20 protein-coding genes are annotated in these 19,828 nt (G+C 72.2%); 9 read left to right on the plus strand and 11 right to left on the minus strand.

Annotation, left to right across the window (positions count from 1 at the left end; translation table 11 throughout):
- Positions 1-21: 21 nt before the first annotated feature.
- Genes SMD20_RS41305 through SMD20_RS41320 form a run of 4 tightly spaced genes read left to right on the plus strand, consistent with a single transcriptional unit; the run spans position 22 to position 3,870 of the window.
- Positions 22-1,029 carry an aliphatic sulfonate ABC transporter substrate-binding protein gene (locus SMD20_RS41305; RefSeq protein ID WP_329591684.1) on the plus strand — a complete coding sequence of 336 codons (1,008 nt, stop codon included), beginning with the start codon at positions 22-24 and terminating at the stop codon, positions 1,027-1,029.
- A gap of 20 nt (positions 1,030-1,049) precedes the next feature.
- Positions 1,050-2,258, plus strand: a complete 1,209-nt coding sequence (locus SMD20_RS41310) for an ROK family transcriptional regulator (RefSeq protein WP_329591686.1) — start codon at positions 1,050-1,052, stop codon at positions 2,256-2,258.
- A gap of 44 nt (positions 2,259-2,302) precedes the next feature.
- On the plus strand, positions 2,303-3,103 hold the full coding sequence (locus SMD20_RS41315; protein WP_329591688.1) for an ABC transporter permease: 801 nt from the start codon (positions 2,303-2,305) through the stop codon (positions 3,101-3,103).
- The gene (locus tag SMD20_RS41320; RefSeq protein WP_329591689.1) at positions 3,100-3,870 is read left to right on the plus strand and encodes an ABC transporter ATP-binding protein; all 771 of its coding nucleotides are present in this window, start codon (positions 3,100-3,102) and stop codon (positions 3,868-3,870) included. Before SMD20_RS41315 ends, SMD20_RS41320 begins: the two co-directional genes overlap by 4 nt.
- A 6-nt stretch (positions 3,871-3,876) precedes the next feature.
- Here the strand turns inward: SMD20_RS41320 and SMD20_RS41325 are convergent, their stop codons facing one another.
- The 7 genes from SMD20_RS41325 to SMD20_RS41355 all read right to left on the minus strand — a co-directional run bounded on the left by SMD20_RS41325 (position 3,877) and on the right by SMD20_RS41355 (position 12,291).
- Complete coding sequence (locus tag SMD20_RS41325; protein WP_329591691.1) at positions 3,877-5,598, minus strand: CocE/NonD family hydrolase; 1,722 nt, start codon at positions 5,596-5,598, stop codon at positions 3,877-3,879.
- The gene (locus SMD20_RS41330; protein WP_329591692.1) at positions 5,591-6,538 is read right to left on the minus strand and encodes an MBL fold metallo-hydrolase; all 948 of its coding nucleotides are present in this window, start codon (positions 6,536-6,538) and stop codon (positions 5,591-5,593) included. Before SMD20_RS41330 ends, SMD20_RS41325 begins: the two co-directional genes overlap by 8 nt.
- Entirely contained in the window at positions 6,535-7,461 is a 927-nt protein-coding gene (locus SMD20_RS41335; RefSeq protein WP_329591694.1) for an alpha/beta hydrolase, read from the minus strand. The genes SMD20_RS41330 and SMD20_RS41335 overlap by 4 nt, the downstream gene beginning before the upstream one ends.
- A 4-nt stretch (positions 7,462-7,465) precedes the next feature.
- Positions 7,466-8,584 (minus strand): FAD-dependent oxidoreductase, encoded by a 1,119-nt coding sequence (locus SMD20_RS41340; RefSeq protein WP_329591696.1) that lies wholly within the window; start codon positions 8,582-8,584, stop codon positions 7,466-7,468.
- A gap of 17 nt (positions 8,585-8,601) precedes the next feature.
- Positions 8,602-9,567: a phosphotriesterase family protein gene (locus SMD20_RS41345; RefSeq protein ID WP_329591698.1), complete on the minus strand. Its 966-nt coding sequence runs from the start codon at positions 9,565-9,567 to the stop codon at positions 8,602-8,604.
- 45 nt (positions 9,568-9,612) lie between these two features.
- On the minus strand, positions 9,613-10,572 hold the full coding sequence (locus tag SMD20_RS41350; RefSeq protein ID WP_329591699.1) for a phosphotriesterase: 960 nt from the start codon (positions 10,570-10,572) through the stop codon (positions 9,613-9,615).
- Positions 10,573-10,680: 108 nt separating this feature from the next.
- Entirely contained in the window at positions 10,681-12,291 is a 1,611-nt protein-coding gene (locus SMD20_RS41355) for an MFS transporter (RefSeq protein ID WP_329591701.1), read from the minus strand.
- A 172-nt stretch (positions 12,292-12,463) separates the two neighbouring features.
- On the opposite strand from SMD20_RS41355, the gene SMD20_RS41360 reads away from it, so the two are divergent.
- Positions 12,464-13,078: a TetR/AcrR family transcriptional regulator gene (locus SMD20_RS41360; RefSeq protein WP_329591703.1), complete on the plus strand. Its 615-nt coding sequence runs from the start codon at positions 12,464-12,466 to the stop codon at positions 13,076-13,078.
- 9 nt (positions 13,079-13,087) lie between these two features.
- On the opposite strand, the gene SMD20_RS41365 is transcribed toward SMD20_RS41360, so the two are convergent.
- The 4 genes from SMD20_RS41365 to SMD20_RS41380 are packed head-to-tail and all read right to left on the minus strand — an operon-like array spanning position 13,088 to position 16,530.
- Positions 13,088-14,008 (minus strand): LysR family transcriptional regulator, encoded by a 921-nt coding sequence (locus tag SMD20_RS41365; protein WP_329591704.1) that lies wholly within the window; start codon positions 14,006-14,008, stop codon positions 13,088-13,090.
- Positions 14,009-14,033: 25 nt separating this feature from the next.
- Positions 14,034-15,167 (minus strand): NAD(P)/FAD-dependent oxidoreductase, encoded by a 1,134-nt coding sequence (locus SMD20_RS41370; RefSeq protein WP_329591706.1) that lies wholly within the window; start codon positions 15,165-15,167, stop codon positions 14,034-14,036.
- On the minus strand, positions 15,164-15,352 hold the full coding sequence (locus SMD20_RS41375; RefSeq protein WP_329591708.1) for a ferredoxin: 189 nt from the start codon (positions 15,350-15,352) through the stop codon (positions 15,164-15,166). The genes SMD20_RS41370 and SMD20_RS41375 overlap by 4 nt, the downstream gene beginning before the upstream one ends.
- A complete protein-coding gene (locus SMD20_RS41380) occupies positions 15,349-16,530 on the minus strand; it encodes a cytochrome P450 (RefSeq protein ID WP_329591710.1) in 1,182 nt (393 codons plus the stop codon). Before SMD20_RS41380 ends, SMD20_RS41375 begins: the two co-directional genes overlap by 4 nt.
- Before the next feature lie 140 nt (positions 16,531-16,670).
- Here SMD20_RS41380 and SMD20_RS41385 point away from each other — a divergent pair, with 140 nt between their 5' ends.
- The 4 genes from SMD20_RS41385 to SMD20_RS41400 all read left to right on the plus strand — a co-directional run bounded on the left by SMD20_RS41385 (position 16,671) and on the right by SMD20_RS41400 (position 19,810).
- Positions 16,671-17,015 carry an SdpI family protein gene (locus tag SMD20_RS41385; protein ID WP_329591712.1) on the plus strand — a complete coding sequence of 115 codons (345 nt, stop codon included), beginning with the start codon at positions 16,671-16,673 and terminating at the stop codon, positions 17,013-17,015.
- Positions 17,016-17,148: 133 nt separating this feature from the next.
- Positions 17,149-17,982, plus strand: coding sequence for a CPBP family intramembrane glutamic endopeptidase (locus tag SMD20_RS41390; protein WP_329591714.1), 834 nt, complete (start codon positions 17,149-17,151; stop codon positions 17,980-17,982).
- Positions 17,979-19,154 carry a sensor histidine kinase gene (locus SMD20_RS41395; RefSeq protein ID WP_329591716.1) on the plus strand — a complete coding sequence of 392 codons (1,176 nt, stop codon included), beginning with the start codon at positions 17,979-17,981 and terminating at the stop codon, positions 19,152-19,154. The genes SMD20_RS41390 and SMD20_RS41395 overlap by 4 nt, the downstream gene beginning before the upstream one ends.
- Positions 19,151-19,810 carry a response regulator transcription factor gene (locus SMD20_RS41400; protein WP_329591718.1) on the plus strand — a complete coding sequence of 220 codons (660 nt, stop codon included), beginning with the start codon at positions 19,151-19,153 and terminating at the stop codon, positions 19,808-19,810. The genes SMD20_RS41395 and SMD20_RS41400 overlap by 4 nt, the downstream gene beginning before the upstream one ends.
- Positions 19,811-19,828 lie beyond the last annotated feature (18 nt).

Consider the following 19,828-nt stretch of genomic DNA (forward strand, 5'->3'; position numbering starts at 1 on the left):
AGAACGAGAAAGGATCCGCCGATGAGGCGTCCCCGCATCCTGGCCACCGTCCTCGCGGCGCTGGCCGTCCTCCTGCCCGCCGCCGGGTGCGGCTCCTCCGGCTCAGAGGGCGGCGCGGCCGAGCCGAAGAAGGTGCGTATCGGCTACATCGCCGACTTCTCCGGCGCGGCCGTGCTCGCCGCCGCCGACAAGCAGGGCCTGTGGGCCAAGAACGGCCTGGAGCCGGAGCTGAAGGTGTTCACCAACGGCCCGCTGCAGATCCAGGCGCTGGGCGCGGGCGACCTCGACTTCGGCTACATCGGCTCCGGCGCGACGTGGCTGGCGGCGAGCGGCAAGGCCAAGATCATCGCGCCGAACATGCTCGGCCAGGCCGACCGCGTCATCACCTACCCGGGCTCCGGCATCTCCTCGATCGCCGACCTCAAGGGCAAGAAGATCGGCGTTCCCGAGGGCACCTCCGGCGACATGATCCTGGAGCTGGCGCTCAAGGAGGCCGGGCTGTCCGGCAAGGACGTGCAGAAGGTCAACATGGACGCCAGCACGGTCGTGACGGCCTTCAGCGGCAAGCAGGTCGACGCGGCCGCCATCTGGTACCCGCTGATCGACACCATCAAGAAGAACGTGCCCGACCTGGTCGAGCTGACCAAGAGCGAGGACTTCTACCCGAGGCTCAGCTTCCCCAGCTCCTTCGTCGCCCGCAACGAGATCGTCACCGAGGACGCCGGCACCGTCACCAAGGTGCTCAAGGTGCTCCAGCAGGGCAACGACTGGGTCGCGGCCAACACGACCGAGGCCGAGACGCTGACCGCCACGTTCCTCAAGGCGCCCGCCGAGCAGTTCAAGGGCTCCTCGGCCGTGACGAAGATCCTGCCCACCGGCGAGCTGAAGGGGCTCATGGCGGACGGCTCGGTGTCCGGCTGGTACAAGGGCCTCGCCGACCTCTTCGTCACGATGGGCAAGCTGACCGAGTCGCCCGACCCGGCCACGTACATCACGACCGACCTCTACACCGCCGCGGCGGGCAGCTGACAAGCCCGGAAAATGGACCCATGTCGACCCCCACTGACGCCCTGCAACGGCTGCGTCGGGTGCACGAGGACGCCGTACTGTCCGCGCTGCGCTCGGCCGGCGGGCTGAGCCGCGCCCAGCTCACCGAGCGCACCGGGCTGTCCCGCACCACGATGTTCGCGATCGTCTCCGGGCTGCTCGAACGCGGCGTGGTCATCGAGACCGAGGGCTCGGCGGCGGAGCCGCGCGGACGCGGCCGACCGGCCGCGCTGGTCTCGCTCAACCCCGACGCGGGCTTGCTCCTCGGTCTCGACCTGGGACGCAACCGGGTACGCCTGGCCGTCGCCAACGCCGCACACCAGGTGGTCGCGACGGCCTCGGCCGACCTGCCCGAGGAGGCCGCCCCCGAGGAGGAGGCGGAGAGTGCGGTGCGGCTGGTCCGCGCCGTCGCCGCCGAGCGCGGCCTGAGTCTGGGCGCCCTGGAGGCGATCGGGCTCGGCCTCGTCGGCGTGGTCGACGACCATCTGCCGCCCGTCCCCGTGGGCGGCGAGCAGTCCGCGGTCGTCCCCGCCCGCTACCTGCCGCTGGCCCGGCGGCTCGGCGAGGAGTTCGGGGTGCGGCTCGCCGTGGACAACAACGCCCGGCTGGCCGCGCTCGCCGAGGCGACCTGGGGGGTCGCCAGGCCGGTCCGCGACATGATCTACGTGCGCTGGTCGGTCGGCGTCGGCGGCGGCTTCCTCGCCGGCGGCCGGCTGATGCGCGGCGCGCACGGCGCCGGCGGCGAGCTCGGCCACGTCTGCCTCGACCCCGACGGCCCGCCGTGCCACTGCGGCTCGCGCGGCTGCCTGGAGGGGCACATCGGCGGCCGGGGCCTGCTGGAGCGGTGCGCCGCCCACGGCGTCCGGCTGCCCGCGCTGGACGCGCTGGTCGCCGCGGCGCAGGACCGCGTGCCCGCCGTGTGCGAGGTCGTCGCCTCGGCCGCGGCCGACCTCGGGCGGGTGCTGGCGGGCACCGTCACCCAGCTCGACCCGGCGCTCGTCGTGGTCGGGGGCGAGCTGGCCGGGCTCGGCAGCCTGGTGCTCGACCCGATCCGCGACGCCATCGCCGAGCGGTCGCTGCCGCGTTCGTCCCGCGAGATCGCCGTCGTCCCCGCGGACCTCGGCGTGAACGCCTCCGCGATGGGCGCGATCGCCCTCCTCCTGCACGAGGAGCCCTCGATCCCTGCCCATCTCCGCCCCGACGTCCCCTGAACCGTACTGAGAAGGATTCACCACACCATGCAGAGCTCTGAGCCATGACCGCCGCCACCGTGACCGAACCGTCCGCCTCGCCGCGCCGCCGCCGGCCGCGGCCCGGCCGCACGGTCGTGCTCAACGTGGCGGCCGTGGTCGCCGGACTCGCCGTCTGGACCGGCCTGTCCGTGTCCGGCATCACGGGCCTGACCGGGCCGATCGAGGTGGTGCGGCGGGGCGCCGAGCTCATCGCCGACGGCACCCTCGTCACCGACATGCTGGCGAGCCTCCGCCGCGTCTTCACCGGCTTCGTGCTGGGCACGGTGCTGGCGATCCCGGTCGGCTTCCTCATGGGCTGGTACGCCACCGCCCGCGCGCTGATCGAGCCGTACGTGCAGTTCTTCCGCACGATCCCGCCGCTGGCGATCATCCCGCTGGCCATCCTGCTGATGGGCATCGGCGAGACGCCCAAGGTGTTCGTCATCTTCCTGGCCGCGTTCCTGTCCAGCGTGGTCTCCACCTTCCAGGGCGTCCTGGACGTGGACAAGACGCTCATCAACGCCGCCCGCGTGCTCGGCGCGTCCGACCGGACGATCTTCATGAAGGTGGTGGTGCCGGCCTCGACGCCGTTCATCATCGTCGGCATGCGCGTCGGCCTCGGCGCGGCCTGGGGGACCCTCGTGGCGGCCGAGCTGATCGCCGCCCAGGAAGGGCTGGGCTACCGGATGCAGCAGGCCCAGCTCTACTACGACCTTCCCACGATTTTCGTCGGCCTGATCAGCATCGGCGTGCTCGGCCTGGTCATGGACCGGCTCCTGCTGCTGGCCGAGCGCAGGCTGACCGGATGGCAGGAGCGCCGATGACCCCCAAGATCTCCTTCAGGAACGTGTCGAAGTCGTTCCCGCTGAAGGGCGGCGACTTCCTCGCCCTCGACCGGGTGGACCTGGACATCGCCGACCGCGAGTTCGTCACCGTCGTCGGCCCGTCGGGCTGCGGCAAGAGCACGCTCATGAGCATGGCCGCCGGCCTGACCGAGCCGGGGACGGGCGACATCCTGCTCGACGGCGCGCCCGTCGCCGGCCCTGGACCGGATCGCGGGGTGATCTTCCAGCAGTACGCGCTGTTCCCGTGGCTGAGCGTGCGCAAGAACGTCGAGTTCGGGCTCAGGCTCATGAACCTGCCGCAGGACGAGCGCGTGAAGCGGGCCGAGCACGCGATCGACCTGGTCGGGCTGTCGGACTTCGCCGACGCGCTGCCGAAGACCCTGTCGGGCGGCATGAAGCAGCGCTGCGCCATCGCCCGCGCGTACGCGGTCGACCCGCAGGTGCTGCTCATGGACGAGCCGTTCGGCGCCCTGGACGCGCTCACCCGCGTCCAGCTCCAGGACCAGCTCCTCGACACCTGGAGCAGGGAGCGGCGCACGGTCATGTTCATCACGCACGACGTGGACGAGGCCGTCTACCTGGCCAACCGGGTCGTGGTCATGGCGGCCCGGCCGGGCCGCATCCACCGGATCATCGACGTGGACCTGCCGTACCCGAGGACGGAGGAGCTGCGGCTGTCGCCGGAGTTCTCCCGCATCCGCAACGAGGTCTGGCACTCGGTCTACCACCAGGCGCCCGCCGCCTGACCCCGGCTAGTCGCCGGGGTTCGTGGTGAACGGCAGGACGAGCCGCGACGGGTGGGCGGCGTCGCGGTAGATCTTGTGCGTGACCGGGCGGCCCACCGGCAGGTGGAAGGCGTCCGGCGGCAGCAGCGCGTTGTGCGCGTCGGCCAGTGGCTCGTCGTTCGACAGCTCCGCCACCAGGCGGTGGCCGGGGCGGAAGGTGGCCGCGAACGGGTAGAGCCGCAGCACGTACTCCTCGATGGCGCCCGGCTCGACGGGGACCGCGCGGGTGTGCGGGTGGTACGGATCGCCCTCGGTGCTGCGCTCGTCCAGCTCGCGGTGCGACGCCTTGAGATAGCCGGTGGTGATGAGCTGCCGCCCGCCGTCGGGCGCGGCGTCCCACAGGCGCAGGATGAAGTTGGTGTCGTCCTGGTCGATCTCGGCGAACAGGTGCGCCGCGCCGGTGCCGATCAGCTCCGTTGCCTGCTCGAACGGCTCGGTGCTCCAGCTCACCGTCTCGACCTTGTCGGTGACGGTGAGCGGGGCCTGGTAGAAGCCGTCGGGGGCGGCGTGCTCGGCGCCCATCAGCTCCGGCTCGAACGACAGCTTGTGGCGCGGGCGCAGGTAGAGCGAGCGGTGCTCGACCGGCTTGGGCGGCCACGTGTCGGCGGTGACGACCTCGCGGGAGCCCTCGACGAAGACGCTGACGGCCGGCTCGTCCATGACGCCGTTGTCGATGCCCTTGAGCCAGTGGTCGTACCAGCGGAACATCTTGTCGTGCTCCTCGACCCAGGGGCGGGACTGCATCGGCGGGTAGGAGCCGATGTCCAGCTTCTTGGGGCCCTTGAGCGCGTGGAACAGCTCGATGTGGCCGTCCACGGTCCAGCCGCGGCCCTGGTCGATCTGCAGGTAGACCGGGATGTCGATGTTCCTGGCCAGGTTGATGGGGTTGCGTTCCTCGTACCAGGGGCCGTCGAGGGGGTTCATCACGATGTCGAACCAGAACTCGCGGTTTTTCGGATATTTCAGGACATGTACGAGGTTGGGCCAGGCCGCCACGTCCGGATCCCGCAACCGCTCCTCGACCAGGCGCTCCAGCTCCTCCGGCGAGTGCACGTGCCGCATACGGGAGATCACGTCGGTGTGGGCGATGCCGGAGTCGCCGCCGCGGCCCTCGCGGGCGGCCCGCGGCATGAACCACATGATGCCGCCGTGGTAGGTGGTCTCGTAGAAGTCGAAGTGGCCGCCGCTGACGAAGATCGCCTTCAGGTGCGGAGGCCGTTCGGCGGCGGCGAGCACCTGCATCGAGCCGAAGTACGAGATGCCGATCATGCCCACGTTGCCGTCGCACCAGGGCTGGGCGGCGACCCACTCGATGAGGTCGTACAGGTCCTGGCCCTGCGGCACGCCGCCGGCGTTGTAGTTGCCGATCATCTCGCCGCCGGAGTCGCCCGTGCCGCGCATGTCGCCGATGACGTGGACGTAGTCCTCCTTGACCACGCGGGCGATGTCACCGGCCTCGATGCAGCCGTCCCACATGGGGGAGGGGCGGCGCTGGGGCGGCGTGGTGAGGGCGAGGGCCTGCAGCTCCTTGCCGTACGCGCTCATCGCGACCAGCGCGGGCCGCGGCTTGTCCTCGGCGCCGTGGTAGGCGTCCACGGCGAGGGCGACCCCGTCGCGCATCGGGACCCGCAGGTCCTTGAGCACGGCGATCTGCTGCGAACCCGCCTGGATCGTCGGGATGTCAGCCATGGTGGATGGTTCCTTGTCTCACGAGTTCTGCTCGGTAGGCGTGCATCGAGGTGAAGAACGGCGACGGTTCGAGCGTGGGGTCGCCGGTGTACCCGAGGCCGTCGGCGACGGGGGCGAACGGCGAGTACGGCGAGCCCGTCTCGCGCAGGCCCTCCCGCAGGCAGCGGCGGGCCGCCTCGCCGACCCCGGCCTCGACGTCCAGGCTCCCCTGGATCGCCTCGCGGGCCTGACCGGCGTCGAGCTCGACGCCGTACGGGACGCCGTCCGCGCGCCGGTACGGATGCCCGAGATACAGGCGCCGCGGGCGTACCTCGTCGCGCAGCCGCTCCAGGCTCGCCCGGTAGGCGACCGGATCGGTGTAACCGGGGAAGCCGTTGGCGGCACCGTGCACCTGGACCGCGTCACCGACGAACACGTCGTCCTGGCCGTCGAGCACGTAGGCCACCGATCCCGGCGTGTGCCCGGGGATCGCGTGCACCGACACGGTGACGCCGCCGCCGAGCGAGATGGTCTCCCCGCCCCTGACCAGCAGGTCCGGCTCCAGCTCGCCGGAGATGACCGCCTCGGTGGCCGCCGCGACCTTGGCCGCGCCGTCCGGGTCGTTCAGGTAGCGGCCCCGGCCGGACAGGTACTCCTCGACGTGCGCGTGCCGCGAGCGCAGCATCGGCGCGTCGGCCTCGTGGATGACGACCCGCGCCCGCCGGCCGGTCAGCTCCCACAGCGCGTACGCGCCGCCGACGTGGTCGATGTGGCCGTGCGTGAGCAGGATCCAGCGCACGTCCTCGATCCGCCGCCCGATCGCCTCCAGCGCGGGGGCCATGCCCTCGGCGGGCGAGGACGCGATGCCCGTGTCCACGATCGCCGGCTCGGGCGCGTCGAGGAAGAAGCTGTACAGGCCGAACCGGCCCCACGGCGAGACCAGCGGATGCACGCGCGTCACGACGCGCCCCGCAGGAAGCCGGCCGTCTCCTCGAAGGCCCGGTGGTAGTCCGGGATCCAGGAGAAGTGCTGGACGAACCCGTGGCCCGCCCCCGGGTAGCGGCTCACCTTGACGGCCACGCCGGCCTCCGCCAGCCGACGCCCGTAGAGCTCGCCCTCGTCGCGCATGGGGTCGTACTCGCCGGTGATGATCAGCGCGGGCGGCAGCCCGGCGAGGTCCGCGCGCTTGATCGGCGATACCAGCGGATCGGCGGGGTCGGCGCCGCTGCCGAGGTAGAAGGCGTTGAACGGCTTCAGCCCCGCCGTCTCCAAGCCGTGGCCGACGGCGTTCTCGCGCAGCGACGGGTAGCGGTCGACGTCGAAGTCCAGGTCGAGCGACGGGTAGTACATGACCTGGTGGGTGATCCGGTCGAAGCCGTCGTCGTGCGCCATGGCGGCGACCGCCGCGGCGAACGTGCCGCCCGAGCTGTCGCCGGCGACGGCGAGGGTGCCGCCGTCCCAGGCGAGGCTTTCGCCCTGCTCGGCGGCCCAGCGGACCACGCCGTAGCAGTCCTGGAGGCCAGCGGGGAAGGCGTGCTCCGGCGCCCGGCGGTAGCCGACGGAGATCACCTTGAGCCCGGTCTCCTTCGCCAGGGACCGCGCGACGTGGTCGTGCGTCTCCAGGCTGCCGAGGAAGAAGGCCCCGCCGTGGAAGTAGACGAGCAGACCGTACGCGGGGGCGTCGCCCGGGGTGTAGATCCGCACGGGCACCTCGCCCGACGCGGTGCGCGCGGTGACGTCCTCCACCGCGTGCAGCGGCAGGCGCTCGGCCACCGGCGGCACGTCCGCCTCCTCGGCCGCGCGCATGGGGACCGGGTCGAGCGGGCCGGGAGGCGGGGCCGGCATGGCGGCGAGGGCCTTGGCGATGTCGGGATGCAGAGGCATGGCGTCAGTCCTGCGGTTGCTGAGAGGTGGGCTTCTGGCCGGGGAAGACGTCGTTGATCTCGTCCTCCGTCCAGCCCTGGCGGGAGATCCGCTGCAGCTCGTCGGTCACCGGCTTGCGGGCGGCCTGGTAGGAGGCCAGCGCCTCCTTGACGGAGCCGGCCTCCCTGAGCGCGTCGGCGAGGGCGCCGGCGTCCAGGATGGCCGAGTTCGCGCCCTGGCCCTGGTGGTGCAGCATCGAGTGGGCCGCGTCGCCCACGAGGACGACGGAGTCCGAGTGCCAGGTGTCCACCGGGTCGATGTCGTAGACCGCGCGGCAGTTGACGGTGTCCAGGTCCAGGTTGCGGGTGATGTCGACGATCCGCGGGTCGAAGCCCTCGACGGTCCTCAGCAGGTCGTCCCTGGTGACCTTCGGCGCCCAGGTGGGGTCGGGGCAGAGGGCGGTGATGTCGAAGGAGACCTGGTCGCGGTGGCGCAGCGGCAGGAAGTAGACCTTGGTGCCGCGGCCGATGTACATCCGCAGGTTGTCGTCCACGGCCAGGCCGCGCGCGTCGGCCACGGAGATCACGGCGCGGTAGGCGTGCTCGCCGGAGAAGACTGGCTGGTTGTCGCCGAACAACCGCGCGCGCACGACCGACTTGATGCCGTCGGCGCCAATCACCAGATCGGCGGTGACGGACTTGCCGCCCGCGAAGGTCAGCCTGGCCCGGTCGCCCTCGTCCTCGATCGACTCCAGCTTGTGGCCGAGATGCACCATGCCCTCGGGGAGCACGCCCAGCAGGGCCTCGATGAAGTCGCAGCGGTGGATCAGGTGGGTCTTCTCGCCGTAGGTCGCGATCTCCGGCCACTCCTCCTTGGCGATCGGGTCGGAGGTGGCGGTGAGGATCTCGAAGTAGTCGCTCGGCGAGCTGACCTTGGCGATCGCGTCGAAGGCGCCCCACTGGCGGAACCGGTCCATGGTCGAGGGCCGCAGGCCGATGCCGGCCCCGACCTCGCGGACGGCGCTCGCCTGCTCGTAGACGTTGACCGTGGCGCCGAGGAGGCTCAGGGCCTTGGCGGCGGCGGCGCCGGCGTAGCCCGCGCCGACGATCGCGATGTCGAGGTTTCTCAGGTCGGAAGACTGCATGGTCCCGGTTCTCTTTTTCAGCTCTGGATGGTCAGGAAGTCGGCGGGGTTGTCGATGAAGACGGTCGCGATCGTGCGCTCGTCGAGACCGGCGGCCCGGAGGTCGGGGATGAGGTCCTCGAAGATGTAGTTGACGGTGTGGCCCTTCACGCCCGGCCAGCCCAGCGGGCTGCAGTTGGCGTCGGCCGAGGCGAGGACCCTGCGCAGGTGCCCCTGGCCGATGAACCCGAGGAAGTGGTCGAGCCGCTCCCGGCGCGGGCGGGCCCAGAACGGCGGGTCCGGCAGCTCGGTCTCGTAGCCGAAGGTGTCGAAGCCGACCCGGCCGCCCTGCTCGGCGATCCAGGTGTCGCGGGTCTTCTCGGCGTTCACGCCGTCGTCGGCGTGCCCGAACAGCACCCGGTCGAGGGGCAGGCCCTCCTCGTTGAAGATCGCGATGGCGTTCTCGGCGTCGATCGCGAGGTGGGTGAGGATCGGCACGCCGGTCTCCAGCGCGGCGCGGGCGGCGGCCCGGTAGATGCGCTTGTCCAGGTCGGTCATGCGTCCGCCGCGGCTCACCCCGACCTTGATGACGCCCGCGCGGCTGCCGGTGCCGCCGATGCCGACCGTGATCTCGTGCGTGAACTGCCGGGTCAGGTAGTCGACGCTCGCCCGCTCGAAGAACGGCAGGGCGGTGTCGCCGCCGACGAAGCCGGTGCAGGCCACGATGTGCACGCCGGTCTTCGCCGACAGGCTCTTGTAGTAGTCGACGTCGCGGCCGTTGCAGATGCCGGTGGCGTCGACGAACGTGCCGCCGCCGTACTCGCGGCTGTGGTCGTGGAAGGCGCGCAGCTTCGGCACGGTCTCCGCGTAACGCTGCTCGGGGGACTTCCACCACGTGCTGTCCAGTTCGGAGCCGGGCATGCCGTACCCGATGTGCTCGTGGACGGCCACGATCCCCAGCTCCTCGGCCGGGATCGGCCCGAGCACGGTGTTCACTCTCGTCACAGAACTCATCTCTTGAACGTTCGAAAAGGCTCTCGCCGGTGGCGGTCAGCGCACCGAGAGCAGGTCGCGGGGGTTGCCGGCGAGGATGCGCCGGACGTCCTCGTCGCCGAGGCCCCGGGCGGTGAGCAGGGGGACGAACTCCGACAGGACGTGGCTGAACGGCAGGTCGTTGCCGGGGTGGCCCTTGGCCACGCCGACGGCGCTGCTGGAGAGCAGGACGCGCGCGCCGTGCCCGGCCTTGACGAGGTCGAGCACGAGGGCCGCGCGGTCGTCGTCGGTGACGCCGCCGTCGGAGCCGACGTGATCGAGTGCTACGTACGCGCCGCGGCGGGCGACCTCCAGCGGGGCGCCGGCGGCGAGGGCGTCCGCGCGGTCGAGCCCGCCGACGACCACGCGGTCCGCCGGCAGCTTCTCGTCGAGGACGATCTCCAGGTCGTGCACGGCGTCGGCGCCGTGGCGGACGGAGAGCGGCACGCCGGTGGCGAGGGCGGTGCGGGCCGCGCCGCGCAGCAGGCTCTCGTCGGTGGCGGTCATGCCCTCGCGGGTCGCGGCGGTGGCCACGAGACCCGCGGCGGCCCGCCGCTCGACGCGCGGGACCACCATGCCCTCGGTGACCTCCTGCGTGAAGAGGCGGGCGAACTTCTCGGCCGGCCACGGCGTCGGCGGGTTGGTCTGCGGGGTGAGGAAGTAGCCGCCGAGCAGCTTCTCCGGGCCCATGCCCGTGGACGCCACGATGTGCACGCCGGTCGAGCGGGACAGCGCCTCGTACAGCCGGAGGTCACGGCCGTGGAACATGCCCGTGCTGTCGACGATCGTCCCGCCGCCGTGCGCCCGGAAGTCCGCCAGCTTGCGCGCCAGGATCTCGAAGATCTCGGCGCGGTCGACGGTGATGTCGAAGGCGTGCTCCGCCCCCGGGAGCACCGACAGCAGGGCCTCGTGGACCGCGACGACTCCGAGGTCGTCCGCGGGGACGGGGCCGAGGACGGTGTTGACGGTGCTGCTCATGGCAGTTCGCGCACCTTTCACCGGTACTTCCTTTCGCTGGCGATCGTGTCACATAACTTTACAGGGCGTCAAGGAAATGTCCTCCCTGTAAATTCTGCTGGTTGAGAGTCAGGTGGTGGCGATGAGCTGGTCGTCGTCCAGGTGCTCCTCGACGTCGGCCCGCTTGGAGCCGAAGAGCCCGGCCAGGGTCAGGACGGCGGCGACGGCCGCGCACAGCCCGGCGACCAGGAAGGCGACGTTGTAGGCGCTGCCCAGGGACTCGAAGGCCAGCACCCGCAGGCTGTCCGGCATGGGCACCGGCGGCAGATCGGGGCCCGCCCCGGGCACCACCGGCATCGAGTTGACCGCCATCGCGCCGCCCTGCTGCGCCAGGCCGCCCGCGACCTCCGTGTACGGCGGCTTCAGGCCCGACGCCGCGACGGCGGAGCCGAGGCCCTGCGTCAGGTCCCCGTTCGCGCGGCTGACCGCGAACGCGGCGATGAGCACGGGCCCGAGCGCGAAGCCGAAGTCGCGCAGCAGGTTGGTGGTGGCGCTGGCCATGCCCGCCAGCCGCAGCGGCACCGCGTTGATCGCCACGGCCGTGATCGAGCCGACGGTGAGGGCGAAGCCGACGCCGAGGGCCAGCATCGGGGCCATGAAGCGGATCCAGTCCAGGTCGTGGACGTCGAACGTCGAGCACCAGATGCCGCTGACCGCGATGAGCGCGAAGCCGGTGGTGAGCACCCAGCGCGGCGAGAAGTTGCGGATCAGGTGCGAGACGACCGGCACCAGCAGGAAGGCGGGCCCCTGGATGAACAGGAACAGCACCCCGATGTTGAGCGCGCTCTGGTGCTGGATGGCACCGAGCCAGATGCTCATCGAGTAGCAGGTGGCGAGGAAGGCGAACATGCCGATGACCGTGGCGACGGCGACGACCGCGTAGGCGCGGTTGGCGAAGATGGTGAGACGCAGCAGCGGGACCTCGGTCCGCAGCTCGATGACGACGAACGCGCCGAGCAGCACCACGCTCGCGGCGAAGGCCCCGATGATCTCGGGACGGGCGAAGCCCGCCTCGGAGCCCTGGGTGGCCGCGAAGAGCAGCGCGATCAGGCCGAGAGCCAGGGTGACCTGGCCGGGAACGTCCAGCTTGCGGCCCTCGGGGGCCGCGGAGTCGGCGGCGAACTGGGTGATGGCGATCGAGACGACCGAGGCGGCGATCACCACCAGGTACGACGTGCGCCAGCCCCCGTCCTCCGCCAGCCAGCCGCCCATCAGCGGCGAGATCGCGGCGCCGGCCGACAGGAAGCCGGCCCACATCGCGATGGCCCTGGACCGGGCCTCCTGCGACGTGCTCACGGCGGCCAGCATGGCGAGCGAGATCGGGTAGAGGATCGCCGCGCCGACGCCGGCGACGACCTGGCCGATCCACAGGACTTGGACCGTTCCCGCCGCGTAACAGATGACCGAGCCGGCGATGGTGAGCGCCGCGCCGGCCTGCAGCAGGCGCTTGCGGCCGAACAGGTCGCCGATCACGCCGGTGGTCAGTTCGAGCACGACCATGGGGATCGCGAAGGCGGCCGTGATCCAGGTCAGTTCGGCGCCGGTGGTCTGGAACTCCTGCTGGAAGGTGCCGTTGAGCGCGCCGGGCAGCGAGTACGCCACCTGCGCGAGGAGCACGGCGAAGCAGCCGGCGAGCACCGTGACGGTGTGCCCCTGCCTGCGCGCGGCGGTCTGTGTCATGGCGGTTGTCTTCCTCGTCAAAGGGGGGTGGGGGGTGAGGATGTGAGCGGCATCACCGCGTTGATTGTGCAAAGTGGCACAAGATTTAACACGTCGTCAAGAGTTTGAGCAGTGCGTATCCGAAATGGCCGCCGAGGACGGAACACGGGCGGCGTGCTCTACGCTGGCCGTCATGGCGAGGCTTCGTGAGGCGCAGAAGGAGATGACACGCAAGCTCCTGCTGGACGCCGGCCTGGAGCTGTTCGTGTCGAAGGGCTACGCGGCCACCACGGTCGACGACATCGCCTCGGCGGCGGGCACGACGCGGGTGACGTTCTACGCCTACTTCCCGTCGAAGGTCGAGCTGATGAAGGCCCTCATCAACGAGCGGCTCAACGCCGCGCTCGGCCGCGTCCCCTCACCGGAGCACGGCTCGACCGCGCGCGACCTGGTCAGCGTGATCGAGGACGGCACGCGGGAGCGGATCCGCGACTGGCTCGCGGAGATCTCGCTGCGCTGGCCTGTCATCCGCCCCTACACCACGGCCGCCTTCGAGGCCGCCGCCGTCGATCCCGAGATCCGCGAGCTGCTCGGAGCCTGGCTCAACGAGGCCATCGGCGACGTCGAGGAGGGACTCAACCGCGCGGACCGGTTCCCCGCCGCCACCCGGCACTTCCGCAGCGTCATCGCCATCACCGAGCTCGACCACGTCGCGCGCCACTGGGTCGCGGGACACTGGGGCGTCCAGCGCGAGGAGATGCTGGACGTGCTCACCGAGAGCTGGCTCGGCACGATCGGCCGCCGCTGACGGCGTCCCTCAAGCCCGGGCCGCGTCGAACAGGAGCTGCCGCAGCCACGCCATGAAGTGATGGTCGCCGAGCCGCGGGTTCCACACCATGTCGATGCCCAGGCCCGGGATGGGGAACGGGAACTCCTCGATCCGCAGCGGCACGAGCGTGCTCATCTCGCGGGCCACCCGGTACCTCAGGAGCGCGACCCCGCCGGCCCGCCCCACCAGGTACGGCACGAGCAGGAAGTCCGAGATCAGCAGCCCCACGCGGTAGGGCACGCCGTGCTCGTCGAGCACCGAGTACGGGAAGACCCGCCGCTCGGTGTCCACGACCACGTGCGGCTGCGCGGACAGCAGGTCGAGCGCGCTCGACTCCGGCGGCGTGTCCACGGAGGTGACCACCACGCCGCGGTCGTCGTACAGCCGCTCGCGCGGGTAAGGCGCGGCGATGGCCTCGGAGACCAGGACGACGTCCACGCCGTGCTCGGTGTAGGTGGACTCGGTCGGCACGGTGATCGTACGCAGGCGCAGCGTCGCGTTCGGGGCCCGCTCGGCGACCAGGCGCGCCAGCCGCGCCCCGAGGACGAAAGCCGTGCTCGTGGTCATCGCGATCGTGATCACCCGGCGGTCTTCCGCCGGGTCGAAGACGGGGAACCTGACCACGTCCGCGACCTGTTCGAGCGTCGCCCGCAGCGGCGCGATGAGCTGCACCGCGCGCGGGGTCAGCGTGACGCCGTTGCCCTGCCGGACGAGCAGGTCGTCGCCGAGCAGCCGCCGCAGGCGGCCGAGCGCGTGGCTCATCGCCGACTGGGAGAGGCCGACCCGCTGGGCGGCCCTGGTGACCGAGCGCTCCTCCAGCACCGCGAGCAGGGGCACCAGCAGGTTGAGGTTGACCGACGCCAGCCGGTCCAGCCCGGAGCCCGCGGTGCCCCTGTCGTCGTCGCTCATCGCGACGCATCCTATGCGCTGCTCCTCATAGGACGGCCTGGCTCACCCTGCGTAGCTTCGGGATGGGGACGCGGAGGTTCAGCGCTGCGGCCGCGCCGTGGGACCAGCGCATCAGCGCGGGTCCGCCGGGCCCGCCCTCGACGAACTCGGGCTCTCCCGCCACCGGCAGCTCGCCCGCCGCCTTGAGGCTGAGCCCGAACTGCTCGGTCCAGAAGTACGGCTGGAACCGCAGCGGCGGCGCCTGCTCCCCGCGCACGAGGGCGGCCCCGGCCACCTTCGCCTGCTCGATCGCGCTGCTCCACAGGGGGACGCGGCGCCGGCCGTACGGGGTAGGGAACGCCGCCAGGTCGCCCGCCGCCGCGACGTCAGGGCGCACCAGCCCGCGCTCGTCCACCTGGAGGACGCCGCCGTCGGCCAGGCCGGTGCCGGCCAGCCATTCGGTGTTGGGCACGTCGCCGACGGCCGACACCAGCAGCTCCGCCTCGACGACCTCACCGTCGCCGAGCTGGACGCGGGCGTGCCCGGCGGCCGCCTCGACGTGCGTGGCGCCGTTCGTGAGCAGGGTCAGCCCGCGCTCCAGCGCGGCCCTGACGAAGACGCCCGCCAGGTACGGCCCCAACTGCGCGCTCAGCGGCACCCCGTCGGAGACGAGCGTGACCCGGCAGCCCGCCGCCAGGCAGCCGGAGGCCACCTCCATGCCGAGCGGGCCGCCGCCGACCACGACGACCGAGGGCCGCCCGGCGAGGCGCGCCCGCAGCGCCAGCGCGTCGTCCAGCCCGCGCAGGGTGAGCTCGTCCGGCAGTCCGGTCAGCCGCCGGGCGCGGGAGCCGGTGGCGATCACCAGCCGGTCGTACGGCAGCGCGTCTCCGCCGTCGAGCCGGACGAGGCGGCGCTCCAGGTCGAGCCCCGACGCCCGGACCCCGAGCAGCTCGCGCGCCCCGTGCGTGGCCGGCGGCAGCTCGTGGGACGACAGGTCGTCGCCGTCGAGCAGGAGCGCCTTCGACAGCGCCGGGCGGCTGTAGGCGGGGTGCCGCTCGTCGCCGACGACGGTCAGCTCGCCGTCGTACCCGCTGTCGCGCAGGGCGTCGGCCGCGGTGAGCCCCGCGACGCCGTTGCCGACGACGACGACCCGCCTGACCGGCCCGATGGACCTGTTCACGCGAGGCGGAGGGCCGCGACCGGGCAGACCCGGACGGCGGCCTGGGCCTGCGGGAGGTGGGCGTCGCCGATCTCCTCCTGGTGCAGGACCAGCTCGCCGTCGTCGTCGAGGTGCATGAGCGCGGGCGCGGCCTCCTCGCAGAGGCCGTGCCCCTCGCAGCGGGGACGGTTCAGGACGATCTTCATACGGGGGACACTTCCAGGACGGGGAGCTCTTCGATGCTCCGGGTGATGTTGCTCGGCACCCGCACCTCGGGGCCGACGACGAGCCGTTCGACGCGGCGGGACAGGGACGTGATGACCGCGTGCGCCTCCAGCCGGGCGAGTCCCTGGCCGGCGCAGCCGTGCGGGCCGTAGCCGAACGACAGGTGGTCGATCGGGTTGCGCTCGACCAGGAACGCGTCGGGATCCGGGTAGTGGCGCGGGTCCCGGTTGCCGGCGCCGAGCAGGACCGCGACCTTCGCGCCGGCCGGGATCAGGACGCCGTCGATCTCCACGTCCCGGGTCGCGCGGCGTCCCCAGGCGTTGACCGGCGGCCAGAACCGCAGCGTCTCGTTGAACGCGGCCGGGACCAGCGCCGGGTTCTCCCGCACCAGCGCGAGCTGGTCGGGGTGCCGGGCGAAGAGGGCGACGATGTTGCCGATGGAGGCGACCGTGGTGTCGACGCCGGCGCCCAGGTACTGGTGGATGATGTGGCCGGCGGTGTCGGGCGGGATCTCGCCGCGGGCCTCGGCCTCGAAGATCCCGCGCCCGACGGAGCCGGGCGTGAGGTCGCCGGCGGTGACGGCCGAGCACCAGGCGTACAGCTCGCCCGCGATCGGGAAGCTCTCCGCGGTGCGCTGGTTCATCGGCCCGATGACCTGCATGGCCGCCTGCCCCCAGCGCAGCATGTTGTCGCGTACGTGGCCGGTGAACCCGACGAGGTCGGCGACGATCTCCAGCGGCAGGGCGCGGGCCAGCGCGTCGATGGCCTCGAACGAGCCCTTGGCGACCAGCTCCTCGACGAGCGCGTCCGCCTTCGCCTCGATGGTGGCCTTGAGCCCGCGCAGCGCCCGCGGCGACAGGTTGGCGGTCAGCGCCGCCCGCAGCCGGGTGTGCGCGGGCGGGTCCGAGGAGAGGGACGTGCCGGTCAGCGCCTCGTTGACCATCGGGTTGAAGCCGATGGCCCCGGCCGAGGAGAAGGTCTCCCAGTCGGCGAGGGCGTCGCGGATCACGTCGTAGCGGGTGAGCGCGTAGACGTCGTTCGCCGGGAGGCGCACGACGGCGCCGAGCTCGCGCAGCGCCGCGTACGACGGGTAGGGGTCGACCAGCACCTCGTCGTCGAAGAGGTCCAGGTCGGAGACGGGGGCAGCGGGGTCGGTCATCGGTCTCACCTCGGGGGTCGGTCACTGGTAGTCCAGTGAAACGACCGGGCTCCCATCAGGCAAACACATGTTCTGCATGGGTGGACATGAATCTCGTGCATGCCTGGTTCGGCCGGTACAAGCCGATCTAGGATCGACATATGTGGATCCTGCCGCTCGTGGTGCTGCTCGCAGGACTTGTCCTGGGGGTCGTCGGCTACCTCGGACTGGCCGGGCGGCTGCCGCGCAACGAGTTCGCCGGGGTCCGCACCGCGACGACGATGCGCAGCGACGCCACGTTCCTGGCCGCGAACCGGGCGGCGGGCGTGCCCACGATGGCAGGGGGCGGCGCCGGCGTGGTGGGAGCGGTGGTGGCCTGGCTCGTGCCGGGCGAGATCGGCGTGGTCGTCGCGACCCTCGTGGCGGTCGCCGTGATGACGGGGCTGACGGTCCTGGGGGCCGTCAAGGGCATCCGCGCCGCGAAGGCGGTCGCCGACCCGCGCTGACGTGTCCCCCGTGCGAGCTACCCGCGAGTGTCCACCGTACGGTGACGATTCCCGAGGGCCGGATCTCTAGCGTTCTGTGCTTGGCCGCGGCGCACGGACCGGCGGCTTCCTGAACCCTCTCCAAGGAGTCGTCATGCGACTGGTGAAACAGTTCGTGGCCGTCGCGGTGGTCGCGTTCGCCGGCAACGCGGGGGTGAGCGCGGTACAGGGGAACGCGCTCCTCACCCTGATGATCGGCGTCGCGACGGCGGCGCTCGCGCTGTTCGTCTACGCCCGCGTGGTGCGCTGGTCCGAGCGCCGCGACCCGGTGGAGGTGGCCACGGCGGGCGCCGCCGCGGTGACCGGGCGCGGGATACTGATCGGGGTCGGGCTGTTCGCCGCCGTGATCGTGAACATCGCCTTCATGGGCGGCTACCGGATCGACGGCATGGGCTCGGTGACGGGCGCGCTGGGGCTGGTCGGCTTCATGGCGGCGGCCGCCGTGACGGAGGAGCTGCTCTTCCGCGGCATCCTGTTCAGGATCGCCGAGGAACGCCTCGGCACCTGGCTCGCGCTGACGCTCACCGCGGTGCTGTTCGGGCTGGTGCACCTGGTCAACCCGCACGCCGACCTGTGGGGCGCGACCGCCATCGCGATCGAGGCGGGCGGCATGCTCGCCGCCTGCTACGCCGCCACCCGCACCCTCTGGCTGCCGATCGGCCTGCACTTCGGCTGGAACTACGCGGCCGCCGGCATCTTCGGCGCGGAGGTCTCCGGCAACGGCGCCTCGGACGGGCTGCTGCACGGCGTGACGTCGGGCCCCACCGCGCTCACCGGCGGCGCGTTCGGGCCGGAGGGCAGCGTGTACGCGGTGGTGTTCTGCACGCTGCTGACGATCGTGTTCGTGTGGCTGGCCCACCGGCGCGGCACCTGGATTCCGCTGCGGCGCGGCGCGGCGGCCGGCGAGGACGCTAGGCTCTCCCGATGATCGACTTCCGCCGGGTCACGGAGCTGTGGCAGCGGCTCCACGTCACGGTCCGGGACGCGCCGCTCGGGGTGGCGCTGGCGGTCGCGTCGTTCCTGCCGGCGCTCCGGGGCCACGGGACGCAGCTCGGCGACCTGCCGGCCCGCCCCTTCGACGAGCTGGCCATCGTCGCGATCGCCCTCCAGTGCCTGCCGCTCGCCGTGCGCCGCAGGTGGCCGGCCGTCTCCCTCGTCCTGGTCTCGCTCGGGTTCGCCCTCGACCAGGTCCGCGTCTACCACACGGTGGCCGGCACCGCGCTGGCCATCGCGCTCGTCAGCGCGGGCGCCCACCTCGAACGCGGCCGGCGGGTCCTCGTGGTCCTGCTGTCGGCGGCGTACGTGACGCTCGCGGTGGTGCTCACCCGGCTCGGCTCGACGGAGGGGCCGGAAGGCTTCACGGTGTTCTACCTGCTGCTGGTGCTCGCCTGGTGCATCGGTGCCTGGCTGCGCTCCACCAGGATCGCCGAGGCCGAACGCCGCCGCGCCGTCGCCGAGGCCACCCGCACCGCCGAGCGCACCCGCATCGCCCGCGAGCTGCACGACGTCGTCACCCACCACGTCACGGCGATGGTCGTGCAGGCCGAGGCGGCCCGCTACCTGACCGCGGCCCCCGAACGCCTCGACGCCACCCTGACCGCCGTCACCGACACCGGCCGCCGGGCCATCTCCGACCTGCGGCACCTGCTCAACCTGCTCAACCCCGACCACGGCGGCCCCGATCCCGACGGCGCCGCCCATGTCCGGGCGCCCTCGATCGGCGACCTCGGCGAGCTCGTCGAGCAGACCCGCCAGGCGGGGCAGCCGGTGGAGCTCACGGAGGCGGGCGAACCCGCCGGAACGGCGGGCAGCGCCGAGTTCGTGGCCTATAGGGTCGTGCAGGAATCCCTGACGAACGCCCTCAAATACGCCCACGGCAGCCGCACCGCGGTCAGCGTCCGCTACGGCGAGAAGGAGATCACCGTGGAGGTCACCACCGACGGCTCCGGCTCCGCGGCCGGCTCCCCCGGAGGGAGCGGGCGCGGCCTCGCCGGGCTGCGCGAGCGGGTCGACGCCCTCGGCGGCGAGTTCAGCGCCGACCGGCGGGCGGGCGGCGGCTTCGTCGTACGGGCCCGCATCCCCGCGGGGAGCCCGGCGTGAGCGCGCCGGTACGCGTCCTGGTCTGCGACGACCAGGCGCTCATCCGCACTGGGTTCGCCACGATCATCGACGCGCAGCCCGACCTGGAGGTGGTGGGCGAGTGCGGCGACGGCCGCGCCGCGGTCGAGCTGGCCCGCGAGCTGGACCCGGACATCGTGGTGATGGACGTCCGGATGCCGGTGCTCGACGGCATCGAGGCGACCCGCCTGCTGGCCGGCGCGGGCGTGGCGCGTCCCGTCAAGGTGCTCGTGGTCACGACGTTCAACCTGGACGAGTACGTCTACGAGGCGCTGCGTGCCGGCGCGAGCGGCTTCCTGCTCAAGGACGCCCCGCCCGCGCAGCTCCTCCAGGGCATCCGCACCGTCGCCTCGGGCGCCGCGCTGCTGGCCCCCGAGGTGACCAGGCAGCTCGTCGGCCGGTATGCCTCCCGCATCCGCCCCGCCGAGCAGACGCCGGACGACCAGGCGCTCACCCCGCGCGAGCTGGAGGTGCTGCGCCTCATCGCCGACGGCCTGTCCAACAGCGAGATCGCCGCGACGCTGGTCATCAGCCAGGAGACGGTGAAGACGTACGTGTCCCGCATCCTCACCAAGCTCGACCTGCGCGACCGCGTGCAGGCCGTCGTCTACGCCTACCGCAGGGGACTCGTGACCTGACCGGTGCCCTAGGGTGTG

The organism is Nonomuraea sp. LP-02 (assembly GCF_036289125.1).
Classification (GTDB): Bacteria; Actinomycetota; Actinomycetes; order Streptosporangiales; family Streptosporangiaceae; genus Nonomuraea; species Nonomuraea bangladeshensis.

Excerpts from the sequence above, each read along its gene's own strand:
- SMD20_RS41340 (WP_329591696.1), bottom strand. The coding sequence starts at position 8,584 with ATGCAGTCTTCCGACCTGAGAAACCTCGACATCGCGATCGTCGGCGCG.
- SMD20_RS41350 (WP_329591699.1), bottom strand. The coding sequence starts at position 10,572 with ATGAGCAGCACCGTCAACACCGTCCTCGGCCCCGTCCCCGCGGACGAC.
- SMD20_RS41385 (WP_329591712.1), top strand. The coding sequence starts at position 16,671 with ATGTGGATCCTGCCGCTCGTGGTGCTGCTCGCAGGACTTGTCCTGGGG.
- SMD20_RS41395 (WP_329591716.1), top strand. The coding sequence starts at position 17,979 with ATGATCGACTTCCGCCGGGTCACGGAGCTGTGGCAGCGGCTCCACGTC.
- SMD20_RS41315 (WP_329591688.1), top strand. The coding sequence starts at position 2,303 with ATGACCGCCGCCACCGTGACCGAACCGTCCGCCTCGCCGCGCCGCCGC.
- SMD20_RS41355 (WP_329591701.1), bottom strand. The coding sequence starts at position 12,291 with ATGACACAGACCGCCGCGCGCAGGCAGGGGCACACCGTCACGGTGCTC.
- SMD20_RS41390 (WP_329591714.1), top strand. The coding sequence starts at position 17,149 with ATGCGACTGGTGAAACAGTTCGTGGCCGTCGCGGTGGTCGCGTTCGCC.
- SMD20_RS41375 (WP_329591708.1), bottom strand. The coding sequence starts at position 15,352 with ATGAAGATCGTCCTGAACCGTCCCCGCTGCGAGGGGCACGGCCTCTGC.
- SMD20_RS41310 (WP_329591686.1), top strand. The coding sequence starts at position 1,050 with ATGTCGACCCCCACTGACGCCCTGCAACGGCTGCGTCGGGTGCACGAG.
- SMD20_RS41360 (WP_329591703.1), top strand. The coding sequence starts at position 12,464 with ATGGCGAGGCTTCGTGAGGCGCAGAAGGAGATGACACGCAAGCTCCTG.
- SMD20_RS41305 (WP_329591684.1), top strand. The coding sequence starts at position 22 with ATGAGGCGTCCCCGCATCCTGGCCACCGTCCTCGCGGCGCTGGCCGTC.
- SMD20_RS41325 (WP_329591691.1), bottom strand. The coding sequence starts at position 5,598 with ATGGCTGACATCCCGACGATCCAGGCGGGTTCGCAGCAGATCGCCGTG.
- SMD20_RS41380 (WP_329591710.1), bottom strand. The coding sequence starts at position 16,530 with ATGACCGACCCCGCTGCCCCCGTCTCCGACCTGGACCTCTTCGACGAC.
- SMD20_RS41335 (WP_329591694.1), bottom strand. The coding sequence starts at position 7,461 with ATGCCTCTGCATCCCGACATCGCCAAGGCCCTCGCCGCCATGCCGGCC.
- SMD20_RS41365 (WP_329591704.1), bottom strand. The coding sequence starts at position 14,008 with ATGAGCGACGACGACAGGGGCACCGCGGGCTCCGGGCTGGACCGGCTG.
- SMD20_RS41320 (WP_329591689.1), top strand. The coding sequence starts at position 3,100 with ATGACCCCCAAGATCTCCTTCAGGAACGTGTCGAAGTCGTTCCCGCTG.